The sequence below is a fragment of the Dongia sp. genome, assembly GCF_041910485.1.
Classification (GTDB): domain Bacteria; phylum Pseudomonadota; class Alphaproteobacteria; order Dongiales; family Dongiaceae; genus Dongia.
This window is the reverse complement of the sequence record NZ_JAYRQR010000013.1, coordinates 206,099-231,610: the sequence shown is the minus strand read 5'-3', so window position 1 is coordinate 231,610 and position 25,512 is coordinate 206,099. Positions and strand designations below refer to the sequence as shown.

The 25,512-nt window shown below is 63.0% G+C and carries 26 protein-coding genes; 9 read left to right on the top strand and 17 right to left on the bottom strand.

Features of this window, described 5'->3' with window-relative positions; all coding sequences use genetic code 11:
* Nucleotides 1-31: 31 nt before the first annotated feature.
* Nucleotides 32-802: an SDR family NAD(P)-dependent oxidoreductase gene (locus tag ACE3PP_RS04290; protein WP_374378256.1), complete on the bottom strand. Its 771-nt coding sequence runs from the start codon at nt 800-802 to the stop codon at nt 32-34.
* 200 nt (nt 803-1,002) lie between these two features.
* Here ACE3PP_RS04290 and ACE3PP_RS04285 point away from each other — a divergent pair, with 200 nt between their 5' ends.
* Nucleotides 1,003-2,208, top strand: a complete 1,206-nt coding sequence (locus tag ACE3PP_RS04285; protein ID WP_374378254.1) for an MFS transporter — start codon at nt 1,003-1,005, stop codon at nt 2,206-2,208.
* Between the two features lie 105 nt (nt 2,209-2,313).
* Here the strand turns inward: ACE3PP_RS04285 and ACE3PP_RS04280 are convergent, their stop codons facing one another.
* Entirely contained in the window at nt 2,314-3,501 is a 1,188-nt protein-coding gene (locus ACE3PP_RS04280; RefSeq protein WP_374378251.1) for an MFS transporter, read from the bottom strand.
* A gap of 190 nt (nt 3,502-3,691) precedes the next feature.
* Here ACE3PP_RS04280 and ACE3PP_RS04275 point away from each other — a divergent pair, with 190 nt between their 5' ends.
* Nucleotides 3,692-4,372 (top strand): DUF1223 domain-containing protein, encoded by a 681-nt coding sequence (locus ACE3PP_RS04275; protein WP_374378364.1) that lies wholly within the window; start codon nt 3,692-3,694, stop codon nt 4,370-4,372.
* 177 nt (nt 4,373-4,549) lie between these two features.
* Entirely contained in the window at nt 4,550-5,713 is a 1,164-nt protein-coding gene (locus ACE3PP_RS04270; RefSeq protein WP_374378249.1) for a sugar-transfer associated ATP-grasp domain-containing protein, read from the top strand.
* Here the strand turns inward: ACE3PP_RS04270 and ACE3PP_RS04265 are convergent, their stop codons facing one another.
* From ACE3PP_RS04265 to ACE3PP_RS04240, 6 genes are all read right to left on the bottom strand, one after another.
* Nucleotides 5,714-7,009 (bottom strand): sugar-transfer associated ATP-grasp domain-containing protein, encoded by a 1,296-nt coding sequence (locus ACE3PP_RS04265; RefSeq protein ID WP_374378247.1) that lies wholly within the window; start codon nt 7,007-7,009, stop codon nt 5,714-5,716.
* A complete protein-coding gene (locus ACE3PP_RS04260; protein ID WP_374378245.1) occupies nt 7,009-7,767 on the bottom strand; it encodes an HpcH/HpaI aldolase/citrate lyase family protein in 759 nt (252 codons plus the stop codon). Before ACE3PP_RS04260 ends, ACE3PP_RS04265 begins: the two co-directional genes overlap by 1 nt.
* 279 nt (nt 7,768-8,046) lie before the next feature.
* On the bottom strand, nt 8,047-8,463 hold the full coding sequence (locus ACE3PP_RS04255; RefSeq protein ID WP_374378243.1) for a VOC family protein: 417 nt from the start codon (nt 8,461-8,463) through the stop codon (nt 8,047-8,049).
* A gap of 169 nt (nt 8,464-8,632) precedes the next feature.
* Nucleotides 8,633-9,268, bottom strand: coding sequence for a DNA oxidative demethylase AlkB (alkB, locus tag ACE3PP_RS04250; protein WP_374378242.1), 636 nt, complete (start codon nt 9,266-9,268; stop codon nt 8,633-8,635).
* 85 nt (nt 9,269-9,353) lie between these two features.
* The gene (locus tag ACE3PP_RS04245) at nt 9,354-9,761 is read right to left on the bottom strand and encodes a DOPA 4,5-dioxygenase family protein (protein WP_374378240.1); all 408 of its coding nucleotides are present in this window, start codon (nt 9,759-9,761) and stop codon (nt 9,354-9,356) included.
* Nucleotides 9,762-9,765: 4 nt separating this feature from the next.
* On the bottom strand, nt 9,766-10,377 hold the full coding sequence (locus ACE3PP_RS04240; RefSeq protein WP_374378238.1) for a LysE family translocator: 612 nt from the start codon (nt 10,375-10,377) through the stop codon (nt 9,766-9,768).
* A 163-nt stretch (nt 10,378-10,540) separates the two neighbouring features.
* Here ACE3PP_RS04240 and ACE3PP_RS04235 point away from each other — a divergent pair, with 163 nt between their 5' ends.
* Nucleotides 10,541-11,143, top strand: a complete 603-nt coding sequence (locus tag ACE3PP_RS04235) for an endonuclease/exonuclease/phosphatase family protein (protein WP_374378236.1) — start codon at nt 10,541-10,543, stop codon at nt 11,141-11,143.
* On the opposite strand, the gene cls is transcribed toward ACE3PP_RS04235, so the two are convergent.
* Both cls and ACE3PP_RS04225 read right to left on the bottom strand, forming a co-directional pair.
* Nucleotides 11,140-12,561, bottom strand: a complete 1,422-nt coding sequence (gene cls / locus ACE3PP_RS04230) for a cardiolipin synthase (RefSeq protein WP_374378234.1) — start codon at nt 12,559-12,561, stop codon at nt 11,140-11,142. The two genes, ACE3PP_RS04235 and cls, sit on opposite strands and share 4 nt — an antisense overlap.
* A complete protein-coding gene (locus ACE3PP_RS04225) occupies nt 12,558-12,884 on the bottom strand; it encodes a hypothetical protein (RefSeq protein WP_374378232.1) in 327 nt (108 codons plus the stop codon). Before ACE3PP_RS04225 ends, cls begins: the two co-directional genes overlap by 4 nt.
* Before the next feature lie 161 nt (nt 12,885-13,045).
* Between ACE3PP_RS04225 and ACE3PP_RS04220 the strand changes: the two genes are divergently transcribed.
* Nucleotides 13,046-13,333 carry a GIY-YIG nuclease family protein gene (locus tag ACE3PP_RS04220; protein ID WP_374378230.1) on the top strand — a complete coding sequence of 96 codons (288 nt, stop codon included), beginning with the start codon at nt 13,046-13,048 and terminating at the stop codon, nt 13,331-13,333.
* Between the two features lie 58 nt (nt 13,334-13,391).
* Complete coding sequence (locus tag ACE3PP_RS04215) at nt 13,392-13,577, top strand: hypothetical protein (protein WP_374378228.1); 186 nt, start codon at nt 13,392-13,394, stop codon at nt 13,575-13,577.
* Here the strand turns inward: ACE3PP_RS04215 and ACE3PP_RS04210 are convergent.
* From ACE3PP_RS04210 to ACE3PP_RS04200, 3 genes are read right to left on the bottom strand one after another with little or no spacing between them, the layout of a single operon-like run.
* Complete coding sequence (locus ACE3PP_RS04210) at nt 13,574-14,173, bottom strand: DUF938 domain-containing protein (RefSeq protein WP_374378226.1); 600 nt, start codon at nt 14,171-14,173, stop codon at nt 13,574-13,576. The genes ACE3PP_RS04215 and ACE3PP_RS04210 overlap by 4 nt on opposite strands.
* Nucleotides 14,170-15,363, bottom strand: coding sequence for an alpha/beta fold hydrolase (locus tag ACE3PP_RS04205; RefSeq protein ID WP_374378224.1), 1,194 nt, complete (start codon nt 15,361-15,363; stop codon nt 14,170-14,172). The genes ACE3PP_RS04210 and ACE3PP_RS04205 overlap by 4 nt, the downstream gene beginning before the upstream one ends.
* Before the next feature lie 13 nt (nt 15,364-15,376).
* Entirely contained in the window at nt 15,377-16,615 is a 1,239-nt protein-coding gene (locus ACE3PP_RS04200; protein ID WP_374378222.1) for an MFS transporter, read from the bottom strand.
* A 170-nt stretch (nt 16,616-16,785) separates the two neighbouring features.
* On the opposite strand from ACE3PP_RS04200, the gene ACE3PP_RS04195 reads away from it, so the two are divergent.
* Together ACE3PP_RS04195 and ACE3PP_RS04190 are read left to right on the top strand one after the other, a co-directional pair.
* Nucleotides 16,786-18,045 (top strand): D-amino acid dehydrogenase, encoded by a 1,260-nt coding sequence (locus ACE3PP_RS04195; RefSeq protein ID WP_374378362.1) that lies wholly within the window; start codon nt 16,786-16,788, stop codon nt 18,043-18,045.
* 58 nt (nt 18,046-18,103) lie between these two features.
* Nucleotides 18,104-18,829: a hypothetical protein gene (locus ACE3PP_RS04190; protein ID WP_374378220.1), complete on the top strand. Its 726-nt coding sequence runs from the start codon at nt 18,104-18,106 to the stop codon at nt 18,827-18,829.
* A gap of 6 nt (nt 18,830-18,835) precedes the next feature.
* On the opposite strand, the gene ACE3PP_RS04185 is transcribed toward ACE3PP_RS04190, so the two are convergent.
* Nucleotides 18,836-19,708: an AraC family transcriptional regulator gene (locus ACE3PP_RS04185; RefSeq protein ID WP_374378218.1), complete on the bottom strand. Its 873-nt coding sequence runs from the start codon at nt 19,706-19,708 to the stop codon at nt 18,836-18,838.
* A 13-nt stretch (nt 19,709-19,721) separates the two neighbouring features.
* Between ACE3PP_RS04185 and ACE3PP_RS04180 the strand changes: the two genes are divergently transcribed.
* Nucleotides 19,722-20,195: a DUF2000 family protein gene (locus tag ACE3PP_RS04180; RefSeq protein ID WP_374378216.1), complete on the top strand. Its 474-nt coding sequence runs from the start codon at nt 19,722-19,724 to the stop codon at nt 20,193-20,195.
* Between the two features lie 34 nt (nt 20,196-20,229).
* Here the strand turns inward: ACE3PP_RS04180 and ACE3PP_RS04175 are convergent, their stop codons facing one another.
* The 3 genes from ACE3PP_RS04175 to ACE3PP_RS04165 form a co-directional block, all read right to left on the bottom strand.
* Entirely contained in the window at nt 20,230-22,116 is a 1,887-nt protein-coding gene (locus ACE3PP_RS04175; RefSeq protein ID WP_374378215.1) for a putative bifunctional diguanylate cyclase/phosphodiesterase, read from the bottom strand.
* 424 nt (nt 22,117-22,540) lie between these two features.
* Nucleotides 22,541-23,740, bottom strand: a complete 1,200-nt coding sequence (locus ACE3PP_RS04170; protein ID WP_374378213.1) for a DUF2336 domain-containing protein — start codon at nt 23,738-23,740, stop codon at nt 22,541-22,543.
* 19 nt (nt 23,741-23,759) lie between these two features.
* Complete coding sequence (locus ACE3PP_RS04165; RefSeq protein WP_374378211.1) at nt 23,760-25,418, bottom strand: diguanylate cyclase; 1,659 nt, start codon at nt 25,416-25,418, stop codon at nt 23,760-23,762.
* Nucleotides 25,419-25,512 lie beyond the last annotated feature (94 nt).

The following is a 25,512-nucleotide window of genomic DNA, read 5'->3' as shown; positions in this document are numbered from 1 at the left end:
AGGCGGAAGACCCTGCGCGGATAGATCAGGCTTATTGCGCGGTATTCCCGCCATCGACCAGCATGGCATGGCCGGTCATGAAGCTTGCCTCGTCGGAGGCGACGAAGGCGACGGCCCGGGCGATCTCCTCCGGCTGGCCGACACGGCCCATCGGAATAGCCTCGCCATTCTTCTTCAACCCCTCGGCCGGGGCATCGCCCCGGTGCTGGATGCCACCAATCAGCATCGGTGTTTCGACATCACCCGGACAGACGGCATTGACGCGGATTCCCTGCCGCGCATGGTCGAGCGCCATCGCCTTGGTCAGCATGACGACGGCCCCTTTCGAGGCGCAGTAGGCGAGCTCGCGCTTGCCGGCGACGAAGGCCCAGTCGGATGCGATGCTGACGACCGAGCCGCCCCGGCCGGTTGCCTCGAACTGCTTCACCATCTGGCCGATGGCGGCGCGGCTGAAGCGGAAGACGGCATCGACATTGACGCCCATGACGCGGGCGAAATCCTCGTCAGAAGTCTCGAGAATGTTGCCGCGATGGATGATACCGGCATTGTTGACGAGGATGTCGAGCCGCCCATGCTCGGCGACGGCAAGATCGACAAGGCGCTCGGCCAGCCCCTTTTCCATCACATCGCCAGCCACGAAGCGGCCGCCGATCTGGCGGCAGAGCGCGGTGCCGGCCGCCTCATTGCGGCCGGTGAGGATGAGCTGCGCCCCCTCGGCAGCGAACTGCCGCGCGATGGCCTCACCGATGCCCGAGGTGGCGCCGGTTATCAGCGCCACTTTGTCTTCAAGTCGTTTGTTCATGATTTTCCAATGTCTTGGTAATGGCGGGCGGATAGTAGAGCAAAGGGTCGAGATCGAGAACGGCGCACGGGGGCATCATCGATATGCAGCCGTCGCGTGGCCGCCTGCACGAATGATATGACAAATTAACTGTTCGGTTCATTTCGCATGTGCGAGAAATAGGACAAGCAATCTTCCCTAGCTTTCCCCGAGGCCTGCGCATGTCGATGCCGCGCTCCATCATCGCCCTGGCTGCCGGCTGCTTCGGCATCGGCACGACCGAATTCGTGATCATGGGCTTGCTGCCGGACGTGGCGCGCGATCTCCAGGTCGACATTCCCCAGGCGGGCCTGCTGGTCACCGGCTATGCGGTGGGTGTCATCATCGGCGCCCCCATCCTGGCCATCCTGACGGCGCGGTTGCCACGCAAAGGGGCCCTCCTCGGCCTGATGGGCGTCTTCATGCTGGGCAACCTGTTCTGCGCGGCAGCACCGACCTATGAGCTGATGATGGCGGCGCGAGTCTTCACCGCCTTCGCGCACGCCGCCTTCATGGGTATCGGCGCCGTGGTCGCCGCCGACCTGGCACCGCCCAACCGCCGGGCGCAGGCGATGGCACTGACCATGGCCGGCCTGACCGTCGCCAATGTGCTGGGCGTTCCCGGCGGCACGGCCTTCGGCCAGGCTTTCGGCTGGCGCTTCACCTTCGTCGCCGTGGCGGCGATCGGTGCGGTGGCGGCCATTGCCGTCGCCCTCATGGTGCCGCGCCTGCCGGCCCACAAGGCGGATTCGATGCTGGGCGAGTTCGCCGTGCTGAAGCGGCCGCAAGTCATCATTGGCATGGCCATGAGCGCCATGTCGGCAGCGTCGATGTTCGCAGTCTACACATATATCCGGCCGATCCTCACCGATGTGACCGGTATCGAACTGGGCTCGGTCACTTATGTCCTGGTCGTGTTCGGGATCGGGCTTACCATCGGCAATCTGATCGGCGGCCGGTTGGCGGATTGGAAACTGATGCCGTCGCTCATCAGCCTGTTCCTGCTGATTGCCTGCCTGCTGGCGCTCTTCACGCTGACATCGGCCGCCCCCCTCTCTGCCATTATCACCCTCATCGTCTGGGGCATGGCCGGTTTCGCCGTGGTCGCACCGCTGCAGATGCATGTTGTGAAGGAAGCCAAAGGGGCGCCAAACCTGGTCTCGGTCCTCAATCATGCCGGTTTCAATATCGGCTGCGCCTCCGGCGCCTTCCTGGGTGGCCTCCCCATCGCCCACGGCTTCGGCTATCAGAATGTGCCGTGGGTCGGTGCTGCCATTGCGCTGCTGGCTTCGCTCACCGGCCTGTTTTCATTGTGGCTGCATCGGCGGGCGGGCGACCGCGAGCCGGACTACGAACCGGAAGCGACCGAAGCGGCACCGGCAGAATAGGCGTTACTGGGTTCGCCAGGCGCGTTTGCGCTCGTCCATCGCCTGGTCGGCGCGAAGATACCCAACGCCTGCGAAAAGTGTCCGGAAACCTATCGAAACCATGCCTTAGGCGGGCGCGTCAGTCTCGGATCGCCGACGGCCTGCGACCAGCTTGGCACTCAAAGGCACGATCAGAATAAGCGCCGCTATCAGCAGGAAGGCCGTTCCAAGGCTGCTCGCCTTCGCGACGAATCCGATCGCCGCCGGCCCCAGCAAAATGCCGCTGTAACCGATGGTCGTGATGGCAGCGACGGCGTGGCTTGGCGACATGACCGACTGGGCACCTGTCGCCGTGTAAAGCACGGGAACGATGTTCGAGGCGCCGAGGCCGATGCAGAGGAAGCCGAACAAGGCACCAGCCATCCCCGGCGCCCAGATCGCCAGGCTGAATCCCGCTGCCATCAGGAATCCGCCAAGCACCATGACGCGGATTCGCCCCAGTGCCGCAACGATCCGGTCGCCGCCAAATCGACCCACCGTCATGGCGATGGCAAAGGCCGTGTAGGCGCTTCCCGACGAGGTGTGTGGCACCGACCGCTCGGAAATGAGGAATTCGGCGCTCCAATCGAGCATGGCGCCTTCCGCCAGGAAGCAGATGAAGCACAACAAACCGATGAAGAGGACGATGCCACGCGGCATGACGAAGAGCGGCGAGCGCGCACCGCCCTCATTGCCATAACGCAGGTTGCGGCGGTCGGCCGCCAGCAGGATCATCACCAGCGCGATGGTGACGAAGCCCGTCGTCGCCAGCGGCGTCAGCCCCAGCGACAGGCACAAGCTGACGCTGCCGGCACCGGCAAATCCGCCGATGCTGAAGCAACCATGCAGTCCCGACATCAGCGGCCGCCCCGCGCCTTTTTCGACAATGACCGCCTGGATGTTCATCGCCACTTCGCAAGCGCCAACGGCGGCGCCGAAGACGAACAAGGTCGCTGCCAGTGCCATCGGTATCGACTGCCAGGCGAGAAGCGGCAGGGCAATGCAGACGGTCGCCCCCGAGACGAGAATGACGGCGCGACATCCGAACCGCGTCGCGAGCGCCCCGGAGATCGGCATCGCCAGGATGGACCCCGCGCCGAGACAAAGAAGCAGCAAGCCCAGTCCTGCTTCGTCGAGGCCCGCACGCATCTTGGCAAAGGGGACCAGAGGCGCCCAGGTCGCAAGGGCAACGCCGATAAAAGAGAAGGACAGGCGCGTGGCGTTCTGCTCCGCCCGACCCGGCGCTGCGTGCTGATTTGCGGGAATTTTGTTCAAGGATCACCGGTAGGTGCGAGGCAGGCGCCGCATTCTAGTGACCCAGGCGGCAAAGGATCAACCCCGACAGGATCATTGCCCGAACCGAACCCGCATAATTTCCAGGTAACAAGCCGTTGTCCCAGCCCGTACCCATGATCGAGACAGCAAAGCGAGAACGCCAATGAAACGGAAATGGCTATTGCACGGCATGATGACATTTACCCTGGCGACAGGCATGGCAGTTGCAGCCGGGCCCACCTTGGCCGATCCGGTCGTCGTCGAGCTGTTTACCAGCCAGGGCTGCTCTTCCTGCCCCCCAGCAGATGCCAATTTGATCCGGCTCAGCGACCGTCCGGATGTCATAGCGCTGAGTTTCGGCGTCACCTACTGGAACTATCTGGGCTGGGACGACACGTTCGCCCGCGAAGAATTCACGCAACGTCAACTCAGCTATGAAAGACCGCTGGGCCGGGCCGGCGCGTTTACCCCGCAGATGGTGATCAATGGCCATCGGGATGCAATCGGCCATGACCTTCAGGAGATCGAAGGGCTGATCGCCGATGCTGCAGCGGCGCCCAGCAATGGTCCATCATTACAGTTTGATGGAACCGGCCTTTCGCTGTCAGGTGGGGTGGCACCAGCAAAAGCCGCGGATATCTGGCTGGTCACTTATGAGCGTGGCGTCAAGGAAATCCCGGTTGCCCGCGGCGAGAACCGCCGTCGCATCTTGGAGATCGCCCATGCGGTGCGCTCCCTGACCCGGATCGGCACCTGGACCGGCGAAGATGCGCAAGTGACGTTGCCGTCGCTTACCGAAGGGCTGGATTCCGCCATTCTGGTTCAGGCAGGTAACGGTGGGCCGATCATCGCTGCAGTTAGGCGCCAATAGGCCAGAAGAGCGTGACGACCGCCCCGCTTTCTGATAGAGGCGAACGCCAGATATTTCTGGATACGGGGCTAGGTCGAGATGAGTACGCGTTCGCTCGGTGGTGTCAAGATCACGACGCAGCTACTGCCTCCACCTCTGCCATTGGCATGGTCATGGACAGAGGGTAACGGGAGCCATGTGAACCGGCTGCACAAAGTACACTATAGGGCGATTTGGAAGAGCCGCACGCTATTAGGAAAACTTCAACTGATCTTCTGCCTGCTGCTCTGGCCCGCCCTGATGCTGCCTCGCATATTGTATTCCATCAAACACAATGCGGCACGCGTGTCCAAAATCAGCGGGAAGTCTGCCTTGCGCCAATTCTGCGAGCTCTATTGCCTGACGGCGCGTTTCGGATTCAGGCCCGATGTCTATTACAAAATGGAACTGTACCTCCCCGAGCGCGCGGCGCGGGCGGGAGGATTCGTCAATCGCAACGCAACCAAGGACTCAATCTACCGTTTGCTGAAACCCTCCGATCGGAGATGGTCGCCACTTACAGACAAGGTCACGTTCGCAACCTATTGCCTTGAGCATGGCATCAGCGTGGCACCTATCCTGGCCTCGCTTCGTGATGGGCGCGTCGATGGATTTTTCGCCGGCCTTCCCAAGAAGGATATTTTCGTCAAGCGGACACGCGGTAGAGGTGGCGTGAAAGCCGAGCTTTGGCGCTGGGAGAATGGAACCTATCGAAACAAGGAGGGGGAAGCGCTGGACGAGCAGGCGCTCGTCAATCGTTTCATCGAGCGTTCAAGGGCCGAGCCATATCTCATCCAGGAACGCCTAATCAACGACGACCGTTTGAAGGATCTTGCCCAAGGCGCCTTGGCAACCGTTAGGCTGGTAAGTGCACTCAACGAGGTCGGCCAGCCGGAGCCCATCCGCGCGATCTTCCGCATGCCGAGTAAAAGCGACAGCATCGTCGACAATTTTCACGCGGGTGGCATCGCGGCGAACGTCGACTTGGGGTCAGGCAAGTTGGGGCCGGCAACCGACATGGGGCTCAAACGTAGCCTTGGCTGGGTAGATGTCCACCCGATTTCCAATGCCCCGATCACTGGCAGGACTCTGCCGGAATGGCCGGAGATGCTGAAGGCGGTACTCGATGCGCACAAGGAATTCGCCGACCGCGCCGTCATTGGCTGGGATGTGGCACTAACGGATCAGGGAATCGTGATCGTCGAAGGAAATGCTGCCTCCGATACCGATATCATACAGCGATGCTGCCGCGCGCCGCTCAGCGACAGTCGCTATCCGGAGCTCGTGCTCTGGCACTTGAAGCAGCTCGGCAGACTTTACTGATCACACCAAACCTTTGCGCTGTTTCCAGGCGGTCGAGACGCCACGCTCGAAGGCGCGGGCCACATGAAAGGCATAGCATTCCGCAAGGCGCCCGATGCCCGCCGGCACGTCATGCGTCCGCTGGATCATGTCACAACCCGATTGAACGTTGCCCTCGATGATGACGGGGCCTCGATCGGTGATGGCGACATCCCAGCCGACCGTAATGCGATCTGGAAAAGCGGCATGGGCGCGTTCGACCAGCGCCACCGTTTCGCGCCAATGCGGGAGAATACGTCCCGCGATCTGGGCACCGGTCAGAGGGTGTGTTTCAAACCAGACACACGGCCTGCCGACGCCGGCGTCTGAGGCTGCACCCAGGCGGCCGCTCGCCATGTCAACGCGGGAGACGATCCCGCCCTTGTGAAAATTGTCGACGATTGCCTCTGGCTTGGTGGAGGATTTGAAGACCGCATGCGTCGCTTCGAAACCACCCATCTCATTGCGTATCGTCATCATGCGGCAGGAGGTCAGCACGTTCACCGACAGGTCGCGAAGATCAGGGTGCGCTTGGAGCGCCGCCTGAACCAGCATGGCATTGCGCGACGCCAGCATACGGAAATGTGCCAGCAGTTCTTCGATGTTGCGCGTGTTGCCGTTCTGGTCGCGATAATAGCCTTCGCCCTGGTAGAGCCAGCGCTCGCAACCGCGACCGCCGCGCCCCTTGAGCGGCTTGGCAAAGAGGTCGCAGGCAGGCAGGGTCCCCTCGAACGGCAGCAGACGTTCGATGCCGCCATTTTCACCGATCCGAAGGTAGGTCGGCATGGTTGTGATCCCGCGGGCCTCGCAATGCCGGAAGAAGGCTGCCTTGTCGTTGAGGATGCGGCGCGTTGGCTGCTCGATGCGCGATTCCAAAAACGTATGTAGGCCGCCCTTCAATTCATAGCGCGCCAAATAGGCGGCCGCTCTTTCCAACCGTTCCGGCCGAAACAGTTCAAACACGTAATATTTCTTCGGTGAGATCGAATAACGCAACGCAATCGAGAATTGCTCCCACACCTGACGCCATCGGCTCTTGCCGGTCGATGCTGCGACCTTGGCGCCCAATCGCCGCGTGTGCTTCCAGGAAAGGTAGGCAAACGGGAGCGGCCAGAGAAGGCCGTAGACGAGAACGCGGCCCAGCACCTGGCGACCGTTCATCTGCCAGACGTAGCGCGCATACGCACGATGAATGAACTCGGCAGGATCCTTAGGTGCCTTCAGCAACGGCCAGACGAGCTTATAGGGCGAACAGAATGGCAGGCGCAGATAGGCCATCAGCGCGCCTCCGCCAATGTCTGGCGCAGACCGAGGCCGAGGAGCGTGACATCGCTGCCCGGAATGATGAAGCGGTAGCCGCGGGCCGCCATCTCCTTGGCGACACGGCCGTTGATTGCCGTGCTGCCCAGCAGCTTGCCGCTGGAAAGGATCGCTTGCTCGGCGCGGGCGATTTCAGCCTGCACGTCTGGATCGTCAAAGAGATTGAGCTTGCCCAGCGTTGCCGAGAGATCGCGCGGCCCGATGAAGATGAGATCGATGCCGTCGACAGTGGCAATTTCCGCAATGTTGTCGATGGCCCCGGCGCTTTCGACCTGCACGGCGATCAGCAATTTGTCGGCGGCAGCTGCGTAGTAGCCGGGATTGAAACCGTAATCCATGGCGCGCATGCCACCGAAGGCACCGCGCCAGCCAAGGGGCGGATAGCGGCAGGCACCCACAATGCGGCGCGCCTCGTCTGCGGTCGCGACATTGGGCACCAGGATCCCATCCACACCGGCATCAAGGACGCGCTTGATATAGACCGGATCATGATCCGGGACCCGCAGGATACCCGCGCAATTGGTCCCGCGGATGGCACGCAATTGCGCGATCGCGTCGGCGATATTGCCCTGGCCATGCTCATGATCGATGAGAAGGAAATCCATGCCCGCAGAGGCCATGATTTCGGCCACGTCGGCGGAATTGGTTAACAGCCATGCGCCTAAGCATGCCGTTCCTGACAGCATCTTGCGCCGTAAGGCAGTGGCATCCGGCATCGAATCTTCCCTTCAAGAAGCAGGGGCCCCAGCCTCCGTCCAGGAAAGGCCGCATTTTTAGGATTCTGACAGGCATCTCATCCCAACCGCGCATGCCTGCGGGGCATTCAAATAGCTTTCCTTACAGGAAGCTGACAAGATGGATTCTTACATAAAACTGACAGAGAAGTTAATAACTACAAGAATAATGTGGTTTTTGGTCGCAGATCGAGAATCGGACGCAACGCGCCATAGAGGGCGCCAACCCTCTCGGTGACCGGTTGGGAGAGAGCGGCCGCTTCAGGCCGTCATCGGCTTCTCGCAATTGACCATCCAGGGAATGCCGAACCTGTCCGTGAACATGCCGAAACGCTGCGCCCAGAAGGTTTCGGCAAGCGGCATGGTGACCGTTCCACCAACGCTCAGTTCGCCATAGATGCGTTCGGCCTCGGCCGGGGTCTCGACCATCAGCGAGACCATCATGCCCTTGGTATCGCAAGACGACCCTTCCGGCCCGTCCGACGCCATCAGAACCTGGTCGCCGATCATGAGGCGGGTATGGGCGATGCGCTGATGTGCAGTCGCCGGCACATGATCGCGCATGGGCGTTTCGCCGTTCGTCAGCATCATCACGATTTCGCCGCGCAATACCTTGGCATAGAATTCAAATGCCGCGCGGGCGTCACCATTGAACGTCAGATAGGGATTGAGCTTCATCTTTGGCTCCCAGTTCGCTGTTGCTGGCTTTCGCCACCCGCGGGCGGGCCGACACAAGAGCAGCCCATGACCCCTCGTTTAATTAAGTTGATATCAACCTATCTATCGGCTGTCAAATCTTCGCAGGTCGATACTGGCGGAATGGGGGCCGGAATGGCTCGTTCCGGTTTCAGCGCGCCCGTCGGAAGGTCAGGTTGAAACGACGGGCACCGACGATCGGATGATTCCCATCCTTGAGCGGCGCGATGCCGTGAAAATTGAGCCGCGACAGGCCACCCCAGACGACCACATCGCCATGATGAAGGGCATAGCGCCGGGTCTTGTCGGTACGCGCCTTGCCGCCCCACAAGAAGGCAGCCGGCAACCCCAGCGAGATCGATACGATCGGCTGGGTGAAATCCCCTTCGTCCCTGTCCTGGTGCAAAGTCAGGCGCGTGCCCGGCAGATAACAATTGATGAGGCAGACATCGGCATGAAAGCCCGCATAGCCGGCGGCATGCGCAGCGCGGCCGGCCAAGTCGATAAAACTGACCGGCATCGGCGGCCAGGGATGGCCACTCTCCGGATCAATCGGGTCGTAGCGATAGCCCCGGCGATCCGATACCCAACCGAAATCCCCGCAATTGGTCATGGCCACCGACATACGGAAGCCGCCCGGCGTCACCAGATGCCGGAAAGGCGCCAAGGCGGAAACCTGGGCAATATCCGACAGGAGTGCCGCCGCAGCATCGACCGCGAAGCCGCGCATCAGGACGGCACCGTCATCCAGATCCTCGCGCGCCTCGGTAAATAGATCCTGCATCATGTCGCGTCGTAAGAAGGAATTGCCGAAGTATGGCGGCCACCGCCGGCATCGGTGCACGGCCACCGATGCCAATGTCGCCAATCTTTCAGGGGGTCAGGGTCGGGGCGGTGTTGGGAGTGCGCGGCTCTTCCGCCACCGTCTCAGCCTGCAACATGTCCAGATTGGTGAGCGGCAGCACCTCCCCCATCCATAGGCCTTGTGCAATGTGATCGGCAAGTTCACGGCCGGTATTGGGATGAACCAGCACGGCAAGATCGCCGCGATTGAGCATCAGCCAGGGCACGAAGCTGGCGAAGGTCGCGATGTCGAAGCTTACCTGATACATCGGCCGCACATGGGGACCGACCAGCTTGTCATGCACCCGGCCGAGTGCCACCGAAAAGCGCTCGGCAATCCGCTCACGCAGTTCCATCGCATGGGCGCGCTGTGCCGGCCCCTCGAAATAGATATGGGCATGATAGCTGGCGACTTCGGCAATCTGGCGCGGGGTCATCGGTTCAGCGGGTCGCCACCGCCACCGCAACACCAGCCATCAGGCCGCCCGTTGCGCGGTTGACCATTTTCATCTGCCGCGGCGAGGCAATGAAGGTGCGCGCCTTGGCGGCCAGCACGGCATAGACCAGCATGATGGCAAAGAGGATAACCGCCATCAGCACGCACAGCTCGGCGATCGCGGGTGTCTTCATGTCTTCCAGCACCACAACCTGCGGCAGGATGGCGAGGAAGAAGATCATGGTCTTCGGGTTGCCGATCGTCATCGAAAAGCCGGCTACGCCAAGTCGGAAGCCTTCACCGCGCGCATAATTCTGTTCTTCCGGCGATTTGGCCGGTGCCCGCCACAGCTTCCAGGCAAGATAAAGAAGGTAGGCGGCACCCACATATTTGATGATCGCAAAGACGATGTAGAAATTGTGCGCGATCACGGTGAGGCCGCTGACCACCAGCCCGAACCAGAAAAGATCGCCCAGCACGATGCCCAGGATGAAAGGGATCGTGCGCTTGTACCCTGTCGCCAACGCCCGCGCCACGACGGCCGCAACGCCAGGTCCCGGCGACAGGACGGCCAGGGCATAGATGCCGGCAAAGATCAGGAGAGCCGTGGGGGTCATGGGGGAACATCCCTTGGGGTTGGCGCTTACCCCCGACTTCTAGAGCAAATCCCCTGCCAGTTCCACAGATCCGGGGTAGCGGTCGAATGCATCTGGAACCAAGTCAGGCCGCCGGGCATAGTAACGTTAACATCTCGCCAGGAAACGGTCGGCCCCACAGAAAATGTCAAAGCCAATCAAGGTGATCAGCTGGAATCTGTGGCACCGGGGCGGAGCGGTGGTTGGTGATTTGGCGAGCTTGATCGAAGCCGAACAGCCGGACCTCCTGTTGATGCAGGAAGCCAAGCGGCCGCTTGAGACCCTGCCCCAGCTGGTCGGCGGGCATTTCCACTGGCAGGAGATGCAGCGCCGGGTCTATGGCCTGGCCTTCTGGTCGCGTCATGAATTGGGCCAGGGCTATTCGATCCCGCTGCCGATTTCACCCTTCCCGCTGCGGGTGCCGCCACGCTTGGCGCAGATCCTGAAGCTGGACGGGATCTCCGTCGCCAATGTTCACTTGTCTCACGGGCAGATGCTCAACCGCCGGCAGCTGCGCACCATCGCCGACGGGACGCATGGACCGACCGTCATCATCGGCGACTGCAACGCCGTCGGACCGATCCAGATCTCGGAGTTCAGCGAAGTTGGTCCACGCAATCCCACGCACAAGCTGAAAACGCGGCTCGACCGATGCCTCGTGCGCGGCCTCCATTGCGATCAGGCACGCGTGTTGCCGCGCGGGCCATCGGATCACCATCCGATCGAAGTCCTTATCCGGCGCGCCTAGAGATAGGGCAGCAGCAATCTCGCCGCCTTGTCGCGCAGACGAATGTGGAGCGGCCTGCGCCGCAGGCGGCGCAAGGTGAATTCCTTGCCGCGCTTGCGCTCGAATTCTTCCTCAATCTCCCGAGCAAAGGCACGGTCATAGACTTCAAGATTGATCTCGAAATTAAGCCGCATCGAGCGCGCATCCCAATTGGCGCTGCCCACCACCGACCAATGACCATCAATGGTCAACAGCTTGGAATGTTCGAACGGCTTTGGCGCCCGCCACATGCGACCGCCGGCAACCAGCAAGGGCTCGACATGGGCGCGCGTCGCCCAATCGATGAAGGCATGATCCGATTCCGCCGGGATGACCACATCGACCGCGATTCCCCGCATCGCCGCCAGCGATAGGGCCGTCAGCAGCCGATCCTCGGGCAGGAAATAGGGCGTGACGATCTTGATCGATTCCCGCGCCACGCTGATCGCCTGGTGGAACATGAACTCGATCTTATCGATGTCCTGATCCGGGCCCGAGGTGATGATGCGGGCGTGGGCATGACCCTTTGGCGCCAGGACACGAAACCAGTTGTCGCCACGCAGCTCCTCGCCGGTGGTGAACAGCCAGTCGGTGGCGAAGGCTTCCATGATCTGAGTGACCACCGGCCCCTCGACCTGGAAATGTTCGTCGCGGATCGGATTCGCCGGTGCCTCATTGAGGACATTGTCACGGCTGATATTGATGCCGCCGAGAAAGGCCACCTCACCATCGACGACCAGGATTTTCTTGTGGCTGCGCAGGTTGAGGAACGCCATGCGCCAGGGCACAAAGGAATGCAGGAACCGCGCGCTCGGGATACCTTCCTGCTGCAGCAACCGATAGGCTGGCGACAGCAGATAGCCGCTGCCGACCCCGTCGACGATCACGCGCACCTCGACCTTGCGCCGCACGGCAGCGGCTAAGGCAGCGACAAATGTCCGACCGGTCGGATCGTCTTCGAAAATATAGCTGGAGAGCGCGATGCTGCGCGTAGCAGCCTGGATCGCCGCCAGCATCGCCGGATAGGCTTCGTCGCCGTTTCGCAGCAGTTTCAGGCGGTTTCCGGGCTGAGTCGGGCGCTCGGTAATGCGTTCGACCGCCAGTTGCAGGGGCGCCAGATGGTCGTGCCGCTGCACCTCGTCGGGATAAGGATGCTTGTGCAGCGCGCGCCGGCGTTTCCGGCTGAGACGCGACGCCTTGCGCTGCACGCGGTTCACCCCAAAAATCATGTAAAGCACGATGCCGACAAAGGGCGACAGCCAAGCCAGGCCGATCCAGCCCACGGCCGAGCGGACGTCGCGCTTGTAGAAGAGAATGTGCAGCGAGATCATCGCCGCCAGCGGTATGTGAACCGCCGACAGAAACTCACCGACCTGACGCCAGATCGCTTCGTTGCTCATGCGAACCAGGCTGGATAGCGGCGCGCCAACGCGTTGACGGCGCGGTGCAGCCAATGTTGCATGATTGGTATGTCGACGGAAAGAAGAACGAGGCCGAGTGGCAGCATCCAGAATCCCAACACCGGCAAGAAGCCGAGGACACCACCGGGGATGAGACAGATCGCAACAGGCACACGCACCCAACGCGCATGCGGCCGTCGCAGATGCCTGATCGCGCGCGCGGCCCAGTGCGGCAGATGCGTGAGGAGCTTATCGATATGCGCCTCGGCGCGATCCGCTTCTTCCTGTCGCGTAAGATGCCATTGACGCGCCGTCTCACTCATCGAGAAGTTCACCTTTGCTGCACCGCCTCCACAACGAAAGATGGCCGTTGCGGTTCCGACCGGCATCCGATCAGCCATGCATCAGACTGTTGCATGCCATGCGCCGCGCGCTAATAGTTTTCCACAAGCTGAGGTCCGGAGTTTGCATAGGCAGTGCCATCATGGTTGATCGCGAGGAGCCATCGCCTTGTTTCGTTTATATTCTAGGCTCCAGAACGGCGCGTGGCTACCGTACCTATGTCGGCTGGACGCTCGACCTTGCGCGGCGAATCGCGCAACATAATTCCGGTCGCGGCGCCCGCTCGACTCGGGGCGGCGTTTGGACATTGCTCTATCACGAACAATATGCGACACGACGCGAAGCCATGAGCCGGGAATGGCACCTCAAACGGGACCGCGCGTTCCGCAAGAAGATCCGGACGAGCGCCTTGGACGCGGCCGATCGATAACGGCCAATCGGTAGGGGATGACCGAACGTCAACAGGCGCCCATGACAAGGGGTAGGACATGATCGATACAGTCGAGACGTTCGACAAAGCGGCCGCTGAGTTGATCGAGCGCTATCGGGACAGCGCTTTGCAGATCGCGAAGAATCGTGTCGCTCAGTTCGAGGGTGAGGGCGATTGGAAAATGCATCGCCGCTCCTTGATGGTTCTGACCTCGGTCGAAAAGCTGATCGCTGCCGCGCGCTAAAGCCGTTCGAAAATAACGCTGAGATTGTTGGCCGGCATCTCGACGATGCGCGGCGCGCTGAAGCCTGCTTCGGCGGCAAGTTCACTCACCGCCTCGAGATCCCGAACACCCCATGCCGGATTCCGCGACCGCAGATCCGCGTCGAAGGCGCGGTTGCTGTCGGCCGTGTGCGCGCCGCCGCGGCGATAGGGGCCATAGAGATAGAGTGGTGCGCCAGTGGCAAGAATACGGGCCGCCCCCTGGATGAGCCCGACCGAGGCCTCCCAGGGCGAGATATGGATCATGTTGATGCAAAGGACGGCATCGGCCGAAAGCGGCCAATTTCCGGCCGTCACATCGAGCTGGATCGGCGGCAGGACGTTGGGAACGGCACTGCTGCTGACCCAGGCGGAAATGCTCTCCAAATTGGCCGGATTGATGTCGCTGGGCTGGAAGGTGAGGTCCGGCAACGCCCGCGCGAAATGGATCACATGCTCGCCACTGCCGCTGGCGATTTCCAGGATCGTGCCCGACGACGGCAGGACCGCCTTCAGTACGGCCAGGATGGGCTCACGGTTGCGCTGGGCCGACGGTGCCTGGAGGCGTGGGGCCATCATCCATCGGCCTCGCGCGTGACGATCCGGGCACCGGATGTCAGTGTTTTATGGACCGGGCATTTGTCGGCAATCTCGATGAGGCGGCTGCGCATGTCGGCATCCAGATCGCCACTTAATGTGATGCGGCGCGAAAAGAGGTCAGGCTGCGGCAGGTCGCCCTTCTCTTTCACATGCTCGACTTCGGTGCGGATATGCGCCACGGGCCACCCCTTGCGCTCGGCATACATGCGCAAGGTCATGGTGGTGCAGGCGCCGAGGCCGGCCGCCACCAATTGATGCGGCGTTGGTCCCGACCCGAGGCCACCCACATCCTTGGGTTCGTCGCCAAGGAATTGCGAGCGGCCGGATTTCACGACCACCTGATATTTACCGCCGCCCGTCTCCTCCACCACGACATGCTTTTCCGGCATTTCCTCGGCCCAATCGAGGTCGGCAGTTAAATAGCGGGACGCCCACGCGGCGATGACGTCGGCGGCATAGGCGGCGTCGCTCGGGCGTGTCAGAAGATGATCGGCATCGTCGAGCGAGATGAAGCTCTTGGGATGCTTGGCCGCCTGGAAGATGGCGCCCGCATTCTCGGCCCCCACGGTCTGGTCGATCGGCGAATGGAGCACGAGGAGCGCCCGTTTGAGATTGGCGATCCGCGCCTTCTGGTCATGCCGTTCGAGATCGTCGATGAAGGTCCGGCGCATGGTGAACGGCCGTCCACCCAGATCGACTGCGGCTTCGCCCTTCTCCATCAGTTCCGGCAGCCGGTCACCGAACTGCAGCGTCACATGCTTGACGTCGAAGGGCGCGCCGATCACCGCCACGGCGGCGACACTCGGAATATCGGCCGCCCCGGCAAGAACCGCGGCACCCCCCAAACTGTGGCCGATGAGGAGGCGTAGCGCCATGCCCTTCTCCGCCATGGCGGTTGCGGCACCCACCAGATCGCGCACATTGCCGCTGAAGGTGCTGTCGGCAAAATCGCCTTCGCTTTCACCAAGCCCGGTGAAATCGAAGCGCAGCACGCCGATTCCGCGCTGGGTCAGGGCACGCGAAATGCGCACCGCCGCGATCGACTGCTTGGTGCAGGTGAAGCAATGCGCAAAGAGGGCATAGGCGCGGGGTGCGCAATCGGGCAGGTCCAGCCTGCCTGAAAGCCGGTGGCCGTCGCTGCTCGTGAAGTCGAATGTTTCGGTCGCCATGCCGCGCCCTTCCCTAGGATACCGCCATCGATTCCGCACCGATCACCTTGCGCGGCCGCCGCCGCAACAGCAACCACAGCGCGATGGCCATGTTGACGACATTCCAGCCGATCCCGTTGAGGAAGGCCATCTGGTACGAGCCGGTCAGGTCAAAGATAACACCCGACATCCAGCCGCCCAGCGCCATGCCGAGCACCGTGGCGGTGAGCACGAGGCTGATGCGGACACCTGCCTGCTGGGCCGGAAAATTGTCGCGGATGATGAGCGCATAGCTTGGCACGATGCCGCCCTGCGACAGACCGAACAGTGCCGAGACGACATAGAGCGACATCAGCCCGTCGAAGGGCAGATAGAAGACAAGCGCCAGGCATTGCAGCGTCGAGCCGAGGATCAAGGTACCGACACCACCGATCCGGTCGGCGATGAGGCCGGAGATCAACCGACTGATGACCCCCGTGAACAGCATGATGCGCAGCATCTCGGCACCCGCGGCGGCGCCGTAACCGAGATCGCCGCAATAGGCGATCATATGCACCTGGGGCATCGCCATGGCGACGCAGCAGGCGATGCCGGCGAACATCAGCAATCCCTGCAGATAGAAGGGCGCCGAAGCAACGGGTGCGTCGCCCTGTGCACGGGTGGATGCCGTTTCACGTGAAACGCCGGCAAGATAGGCGGGCCGACGGCGCATGAGGAACGCCAGCGGCAGCATGGTGACGAGGCAGATGATGCCGATGAAGATGAAGCTGGTGCGCCAGCCCCAAAGATCGATCGCTTTCAGGAGAAGCGGTGGCCAGATCGCCCCGGCGAGGTAATTGCCGCTCGCCACGATGGCGATGGCGATGCCGCGCCGGCGCAGGAACCAAAGTGAAATATCCGCCACCATCGGCCCGAAGGTCGAAGACGAGCCGAGGAGTCCGATAAGGACTGCCTGGGCCAGGATGAACTGCCAATAGCTCTGCGCCATTGCCGCGGCGATGTAGCCGGCGGCCAGCATGGTGGCGCCCAGCATGACCGGCAGCATGATGCCGCGCCGGTCGGCAAGCCGCCCCATCAGCACGCCGCCCACCGCGAAGCCGATCATCGTGGCGGTATAGGGGAGCGAGGCGCCACCGCGCCCCAGGCCGAATTCGGCCTCGATGGTGGGCAGGACGGCAACTGGTGTCCACAGGCCGATCCCGCCGATGATGGCGATGGCGAGGCCGATCACGAGGCGGCCCCAGGCATAGCGGCTGTCGAAGCCGTCGTTCATGTCGTTTCCCCTGATCTTTTGCCGGTCTTGGTAGCGGATGCGGCGGCTTGTCACAATTGGCGCTGCGGCATGCCTGTCATGACCTGCCGGGCTGGCGCGGCATCTGGGCGAAAGGGCGGCGATCCGGTAAAAGACGGGCGGCATTTTCAGGCGTACCGGAGTTCGTCATCGTGAAGATCGTGGTCCTAGGCAGCGGCGTCGTCGGCGTCGCCACCGCCTATTACCTGGCCAAGGCCGGCCATGAAGTCATCGTCCTCGACCGGCAGGAAGGGCCGGCCTTGGAAACCAGCTTTGCCAATGCGGGCGAGGTGTCGCCGGGCTATTCGGCACCCTGGGCGGCACCCGGCATTCCGGTGAAGGCCCTCAAATGGCTGTTCATGCGGCATCGGCCCCTGGTCATCTGGCCCAAGCCTGATCCCGCCATGTGGCTGTGGGGACTGCGCATGCTGCGGAACTGCACTGCCGAGCGCTATGCCCACAATAAGGGCCTGATGCTGCCCATCTCCCACTACAGCCGGGACATGCTGCAGGAATTGCGGCGCGAGACGAACATCGCCTACGACCAGCGCATGCAGGGCACCTTGCAGCTCTTCCGCCTGGCAAAACAGATGGACGGGATCGCGGCGGACACCGCTGTCCTGGCGCAGTCCGGCATTCCGTTCGAAGTGCTCGATATCGAGGGCTGTCTCAAGGTCGAGCCGGGCCTTAAGCATGTGCGCGAGAAGTTCGTGGGCGGCCTGCGCCTCCCCATGGACGAGACCGGAGATTGCTTCAAGTTCACGCAAGGGCTGCGGCATCTGGCCGAGGCGGCGGGCGCCACCTTCCTCTATCAGGTCACGATCAACGGCCTCGCCCACGATGGCGACCGCATCTCGGCCGTCGACACGACCGGCGGCCGCGTCAGCGCCGACGCCTTTGTCGTGGCGATGGGCAGCTATTCGCCGCGCCTGCTGCGCCCGCTGGGCATCAAGGTTCCGGTCTATCCGGTGAAAGGCTATTCGCTGACCCTGCCGGTCACGGACGATGGCAGTGCGCCGCAATCGACCGTGATGGACGAAACGCACAAGGTGGCGATCACGCGCCTTGGCGACCGGATCCGCGTCGGCGGCACGGCCGAGCTTGCGGGCTTCAATCTCGATCTGCGCGGCGGGCGCCGCGAAACCCTGGCCCATGTCGTAAGCGATCTCTTCCCGCAGGGCGGCAATGCGGGCGAGGCCGCCTTCTGGTGCGGTCTGCGCCCGATGACGCCGGACGGACCGCCCATCATCGGCGGTACGCGCTATTCGAACCTCTACCTCAACACCGGCCACGGCACGCTGGGCTGGACGATGGCCTGCGGTTCGGGGCGGATCATGGCGGATTTGCTGTCCGGCCGGCGTCCGGAGATCGATATCAGCGGCCTGGGGCTGGAACGCTATCGCAGCCGGTGACGGCGAAGCAGATCGTTTCGTGCTAGACTGGCTGCCTTCGATACCGGAGGAGGTCACGATGCGCACCCTGCTGTCGATCGGATTTGCCGCTTTCCTGGCGTTGACCGCCTGCAGCCAGATGCCGGCCGAGCCGCCAGCCGCGGCCGAGGACCAGGCGACCTATCGGCTGGGTAATGGCGCCTTCACCTTTGCCAAGGGCGCGGTGCTGCAGACCTGGCCGGTGATCGCCTATCAGACACCCCTCAATTTCGCCCGCATCGCCGTGCAGCTTCCCGCGGCCGAGCTTGATCCGGCATTGGCGGATGCCGGCCGTATCCAGATCGACGTCCTCGACCCGCAGCGCCGGATGGGTGACGATCCGATCGACACCCTCTTCACCGATTGGCATGGCCGCGAGGCGGCACCGGCCGGCAGCCGCTATGCCTTCGATCCGAAATCCAAGCTGCAGGCCAATGGCGGCAGGCGGACCTATGTGCGGCATGTTGCGGACGGGCTGGTGGCATTGTCGCCCGAGACGCAGGATGCGGACGCCCCGACTTTCTTCCTCGATTTGGCGGGCTCCGAAGTCGAGCAGATGATCATGTGCCGTTCGCATGTGCCGCCGTCGCACGATGTCGGCGAATTTTGCTCGCTGCACCAGCTGGTCACCGAGGCCGATGGCGGCGACGCTTATGTCTACCGGGTTCTTTTCCCCCGTGCGGCGATGGCTGAGTGGCCCAAGATCGATGCGGCGGCGCGCGCCTTCCTCGCCCGCGCCTACATGCGGGGCAATCTCAGCCTGTAGAAGAAACTACGCCCGCAGCATCTGCTTCCAGGCGGCTGGTGTGCGCCCATAGGCGCGCTTGAATTGCCGCGTGAAATGACTCTGGTCGGCAAATCCGGTCGCGACGGCGATGTCGGCCAGATCGGTCCCTGCGGCGAGCAGCCCCCGCGCCCGGTCGAGGCGCCGCATGATCAGGTAGTTATAGGGTGACGTGCCGTAAAGCCGCCGGAAATGGCGGTTGAGGGTAAAGCGGTCGAGCCCGCTCACATCCTCCAATGCCTCGGCATTCACCATCTCGGTCGCCGCGTCGAGGAACAGCCGCGCCCGCTCCGCCTCGACGCGCGCCAGCTTGGGCGGACGGCCGGTGCGACCCGGCCGGGTGCTGGGATCGTTGGCCGCCATCGCCTCGGCGAGAGCCGCGACGATTTCGACCTGTTCGAGATCGTCAAGCGCCCGGTCCATATCGCGCAAGGCGAATGTCAGCGCCGCCATCAGGCGCGGGTCCTGGGAAACAATGTCGCGCAGGAACGGCAGGTGCCGCGACTGCCCCTCGAGCGCCGCCGAGATACGGTGGGGCGCCACATAGATCATGCGATAGCGAAACCCTTCCGCCACCCCCGACCGGCCATTGTGGGATTCATCAGGATAGACGACGACCACCTGTCCGGCGACGCTGTCGCGCCGGGCGCCCCGGCAATCGAAGCTTTGCACGCCGCTCAAGGTGAGGCCGATCGCATAGGTATCATGCCGGTGATCGTCATAGGCATGACCGGTAAAGAACGCGTCGAGGCGGTCGATACCCGGCGCCGCGGGCGCAAAGCGCAGCCAATCCGATGGGCTGGCCTTTCCGCCGGATCGTTCAAGACCCGTGGCGGGACCGTCTCCTATCTTTTGCCGCATGCCGGAGGAGCCCATGACCGAAATGCCTTTAGCCGAAACACCTTTGCCCGAAGCGCCTGTAGCCCAAACGCCGTTCCGCTTCGACACCAAGATCGCCATCATCGTACGCGAGGATCTCGCTACCTGGCAGAAGCTGAATGTTACCGCCTTCCTGGCCGGTGGCCTGCCGGGATCTTACCCCGACCTGCCGGGCGAATTCTATCGCGACGGCGCGGGCCGGCAGTACGGCAAGCTGATCCGCCAGCCGATCCTGATTTTCGCCGCGACCGGGTCTGAGCTTGCCCGCACCCGCCAGCGCGCTGCCGAGCGGAATCTGCCTATTTCCATCTATACGGCGCAGTTATTCGCGACCGGCAATGATGCCGACAACCGTGCCGCCGTGGCGGCGGTGCCGACCGATGCGTTGGACCTGGTCGGCATCGCCATTCACGCCGACCGCAAGGAGGTCGACAAGGTGGTGAAGGGATTGAAGCTCCACGGCGCTTGATTGGGCCGGAGCCGGGAGCCGATGGTGGTGGCTGTTATTCCGCCGCCTGGGGAACAACCAGGGGTAGTTCCGCCTGGGGCCGCCCGTGGGGGGTCTTCCACAATTTGGCAAGCTCGACAGCGGACATCGGCTTGCCGAAGAGATAGCCCTGCGCCTGGTCGCAATTCTCGCGGCCGAGTGCCGCCAGTTGGCTCGGCTTCTCGACACCCTCTGCCGTCACGGTGATGCGCAGCGAGCGGCCGAGCGCGATGACGGCGCGGACGATCGCCATCGAATCCGCATTCTGCTCCATCGCCCAAATGAACGAGCGGTCGATCTTGATCTTGTCGAAGGGAAAGCGCTGCAGATAGCTCAGCGAAGAAAAGCCCGTGCCGAAATCGTCGAGCGAGATGTGGATGCCGGCGGCCTTCAACTCACGCAGAATGGCGAGGGTCCGGTCCGTATCCTCGATCAGGACGCCTTCGGTGATTTCAAGCTCCAGACGCTGGGGATCGAGACCGGTCTCGGCAATGATCGAGAGGATGCGCTGCGCCAGATCGGGCTGGCGGAATTGGATCGGCGACAGATTGACGGCGACGATCTTGTCCGCGGGCCAAGTTGCCGCTTCGCTACACGCAGTCTTCAACACCCATTCGCCAAGCTGCTTGATGAGGCCGCATTCTTCGGCAAGCGGGATGAATTCGGCGGGCGAGATCGCACCGCGTTCAGGATGCGCCCAGCGCAGCAATGCCTCGCAGCCGAGCACCGAACTGTCACGGCAATCGACCAGCGGCTGATAGTGGAGTTCCAACTGGTTCTCGTTCAGCGCCTGGCGCAGATCATGCTCCAATCGCCGGCGTTCCTGCAGTCGCAGATCCATTTCCGATTCGAAGAAGCGGTAGGCATTGCCCCCGGCCGATTTGGCGCGGCCCAGCGCCGTGTCGGCAGCACGCAGGAGGTCGCCGCCGTTGATCCCATCATTGGGGAACAAAGCGATACCGATGCTGACGCCGATAACGATCTGATGCCCGGCGATGATGAAGGGTTCGCTCAGCGCCTTAACCAATCGGTCGGCCATGAAGGCCGGCCCATCCGGATGCGAAAGGCCTACCTGGATAAGGGCGAATTCGTCGGCACCCAGACGCGCCACCGTATCGTCCGCGCGTGTCGAATGCGTGAGGCGCAGCGCCACCTGCCGCAGCAACTCATCGGCGATTTCCGGTCCGAACGTATCGTTGACCGGCTTGAATCGATCGAGATCGAGACACAGGACGGCGACCGTGTTGCCCCCGCGCCGGGCCCGGGCCATCGCCTGGGTCAATCGGTCCCGAAACAGATTGCGGTTGGGCAGCGCCGTCAGCGCATCGTGATGCGCCATGTGCAGGATCCGCTCTTCCGCTGCCTTGCGTTCGCGAATGTCGCGGACGGCAACGACGCGGGCGTCGCCATTTTCAAAGGGCAGCGTCCGGCCCAGGACTTCGACCGGGATGGGGCTGCCGTCGGCATGGAGCAAATCCAGCTCGATCGGTGCGTCAACGCCGACACGCGCGGCAGCCATCCGTTCGGCCACATGGGTCCGCAACATGACCTGGCTTTCCGGCGTGCAGAAATCGAAGACGCTTCGGCCGATCAGCATTTCCTGGGGCCAGCCGAGAATGGCACCCATCGCCGTGTTGGCATCGATGATCGTGCCGTTGCGGTGAATGATGAGCCCTTCGAAGGTAGCGTCCGCCAATTGACGGAAGCGCGCTTCACTGGCGCGCAGGCGCGCGGCGCTGGCGCGGAGCGAATCCGTCTCTGCCTGCGCCCGCCCCGTGCGCAGGATCATGCGAAAGAGCGCGATGCCGCTGCCCAGCAGAATGATGAGCACAAGCAGACCCAGGCCCACTGTGACAGGGGCCGTGGTCAACAAATCGCTCAATATGCCAGTTTGGTTCTGCATCGATGGTGCAGCCCGTTCACTCCGCTCCCGCCCCGGCAGGCCGCCAAGGCACTTCGGCCATTAATGAAGAGCGAATCTGAATCAGAGATTAATGCGCTCACACGATGTTATGTATGAGGTGGATTTTTTCCTGAGAATCACAATGGTGTGTCGATTTTAACGGCAAAACCGCGATTGCCTGGAAAGAATATATCCACATTGCACCACAGCCATCGCAATCCGCACAAATGTGAGAAAGGTTGCTGGAGCTTTCCCGACCCGCCCCGGCTCCCTTCTACCCGCCACCTATCCGACGGCCCGATTGCAGCAGGGGAAACAAGATCTCTGGCCGCTCGGGGTTCGGTGCCAGGCTACACGGCATTGCCGGAATGCCCGCAGGACCGGCATAGCCGGAAGAACTTGCTGCGGACCTTGCTGAAGCCCGTCAGCCGGTGAAGAGCTCCAACTGCCATTCCATCTCCCGCTCGGTCAGTGGGTAATCGGTACCGCCCCGCGGGTTGAGAACCTGGTGCGGCGGAATGCCGGCGATCTTCAATTGCAATTGCAGGGCCTGGCGCATGGTCAACTTGGCCTTCCAGGCCAGGGCCGTCACCGCCTTGGCGCTCATCGACGTCATGATCTTCTTGACGATGACGGCATCGAGCTTGGCATCGCGGCCGATCGCTTCCATCACCTGCTCGCGCTTGCCTCCCGAGATCGCCGCACTCATCGCCTCCTCGTCACCCGGGGGTGGCGGCGCCGGGCTGTTGGCGGCTTCCTTCTGTTTGGCCTCAGCGGCCAGGCGTTTCTTCACGGCCTTCGCTACGGCCTTGGCCGTCGCCTTGTCGAGATCGGGACGGGAGGTCAGCAGATCGAACAGCGAGGACGAGACGAATTCCGCCAGCCGCTTTACCGCATTCATCGGCAACAGCGGCCGTTTCGCCAGCGGTTCGTGCCATTCTTCGATGGCCGGCGCCTTGTCGAGGATGAGGTCCAGCGTTTCCTCGCGGATCTGGGCGGAACGGTTGTTGAGGAGATCGGTGATCGTATCCGTCTCCTCCGGCACCTCGACCGAGGCCGCGACGATGGCGTCGGCCAGCCGTTCGCCGACACGACGGCGCTTGGCGATGGCGGTAAGTGCACCACGGATTGGCCCGGCGCTGATGATCTCCATGAGATCGTCGTCGGTGAGGATCGGCGAATATTGCAGCACCGGCCCCGCGACCTTGATTTCAAGGTCCCGGGCCAGTTCCTGGATGATATGGGCCGGTGCGTCAGTGAGGTCCTTCAGGGCTTCGGCAACGATGCGCCGGACCTTCATGGCCTGGTCGCGCGCCAGCGTCTCCAGCACCTCGATGGTGAGATCGCGGATCTGCGCCCGCGCCTCCAGCGACAATTGCGGCGCCAGACGGCCGATCTTTTGCGCCAGCAATTCGCGCACACCCTGATCGCTGTCCTTGGCCAGCAGCAGATCGGCCTGGCGCGGCGTCGATTCATTGCCGGCGATGGCACGCCGCACATCGGCCGATTTGTCCTCGGCCAGGAAATAAAGGATCTCCGGCCGTATATCCTGGCGCCCGGCCAGCGCCCGCCGCTGCGAATCGCTGCCGGCTGCCGCCAGCCTCTTTGCCTCTTCGTATTCCATGCCCCTAACCCGAAAGCCCCTAATCCACCACCACGTAACTACCCTTGCCGCCATGCTTGATCCGGTACATGGCCTCGTCGGCCCGCGCCATCAGCACATCGAGCGAGTCGCCCTCGCGCAACAGCGCGATGCCGATCGAAAAGCCCAGCGGCTTGTCGCTGCCCGGCGCAAAACGTTGCAGCGATTTGGCGTCTGTCTGCAAGGCCACAGCCCGCGCCACAACTTCGTCGCGGTCGATCCCATCCATCCAGGCCACGAACTCGTCACCGCCCAAGCGCCCGATCGGATCGCGCGCCCGCAATTGATGCCGCAGAATGTCGGCGGTCGCCACCAAGGCGGCATCGCCTTGGGCATGACCGAACCGGTCGTTGATCTGCTTGAAATTGTCGAGATCGACATAGATGAGAGCGCCACCATGATGCTCAAGCCGGGCGCGATCGACGACGCGCGCCAGCGTCGTCTCGAATCCGCGGCGGTTGAGAAGGCCTGTCAGGGCGTCGGTCGTGGAAAGCTGTTTCAGCTGTTCCTGGCCCTTCAACTGCTCGATGAGCACAGCGAGCTGTTCGGCCAACTCGCCGAGAAGGAAGAGATCGTCGGCCAGCCAATCGCCCCGCGCCGCATCGCGCCACAGGATGAGGAGGCCCACACGCCGTGCATCGTGTCGGCAGATGAAGGCAAGCCCCAGGCGTTCACCATCCTGCCCAAGGGCCACCCCTTCCGGTGCCGCAAGGGCCGCCGCGATGAGATCTGGATCGGCGGCACTCGCATCGCCGCCAAGGGGTTGGATGGCGTCCTCGGGACCGAAGCGCGCGACCCGGCCCTGATCGGCACCCACGGCCTGGATTGCGGTGGTAAGTGCCATGGCGATCGCCTCGGCGGGATCGATCGATCGGCGCAGGGAGCGCAGCAGATGGACCACCAACCGTTCGCGGTGCCGTGCCTCGGCCAGTTCCGTCTCGCGGGCCTTTTGGGCGGTGATGTCGCGCGCCAGGCCACGCGCCCCGCGGAACGGCCCGTGGGCGGTGAGCGGCTGCCCTTGGACCAGCAGGCACAAGGGTCGCTGATCGGCGCCGCGCATCCAGATTTCGGTCCCACCGTGGGGACCGCTGCCGTCGAAGGCGCGGGCGGCATCGTCGGCGATGGCGAATTCCTGCGGCCGGCGGCCGATGAGATCGCCGGGGGGATGCCCCAGCGCCAGCGGTCCGGACACGAAGCTGAAGGCCCCGTCCGCATCCAATTCCCAGGTGAAATCGGCGGCGGCGTCGATCAATTCCTTGAAGCGCTGGCGTGAATCGATGAGGGCGCTGCGCAAGGCCCGCTCCAGGCTGATATCCCGGCCCAGGATGAGGATGCCGCTCTCGCCCGCCCCGGCGCAGGGCAGGAGGCTGAGGTCCAGCATCTGGCTCTTCCCATCCGCCCCCACCGCTTCAAGGGCCGCCAGTCGTGCCGGCGCGCCTTCTGCGACCGTGCGGATTGCCGCGGCGAGTTCGGCAGGCGCTGTCGCCAAAACCGATACCAATCCCGCTGCTGCCGCATTGGCAGCGCGGATATTCCCCTTGCCGTCCAGGAGGACCGCCGGGTTGCGATCAGCCGCGAACGGCCCGCCCTGCTCGAACAGCGAAGCGGCGGCGGCGATGGATTTCGGCAATGAGGGCAGATCGGTCTGTTGCTCAACCATGATGGCGGAGAGATTGCCGCCCACACGATTAATAGGGTGTTAAGCTACCCGCTTCTGCTTGCCCGTGCGCGCCTGAGGCCATAAGGTCCGGGCG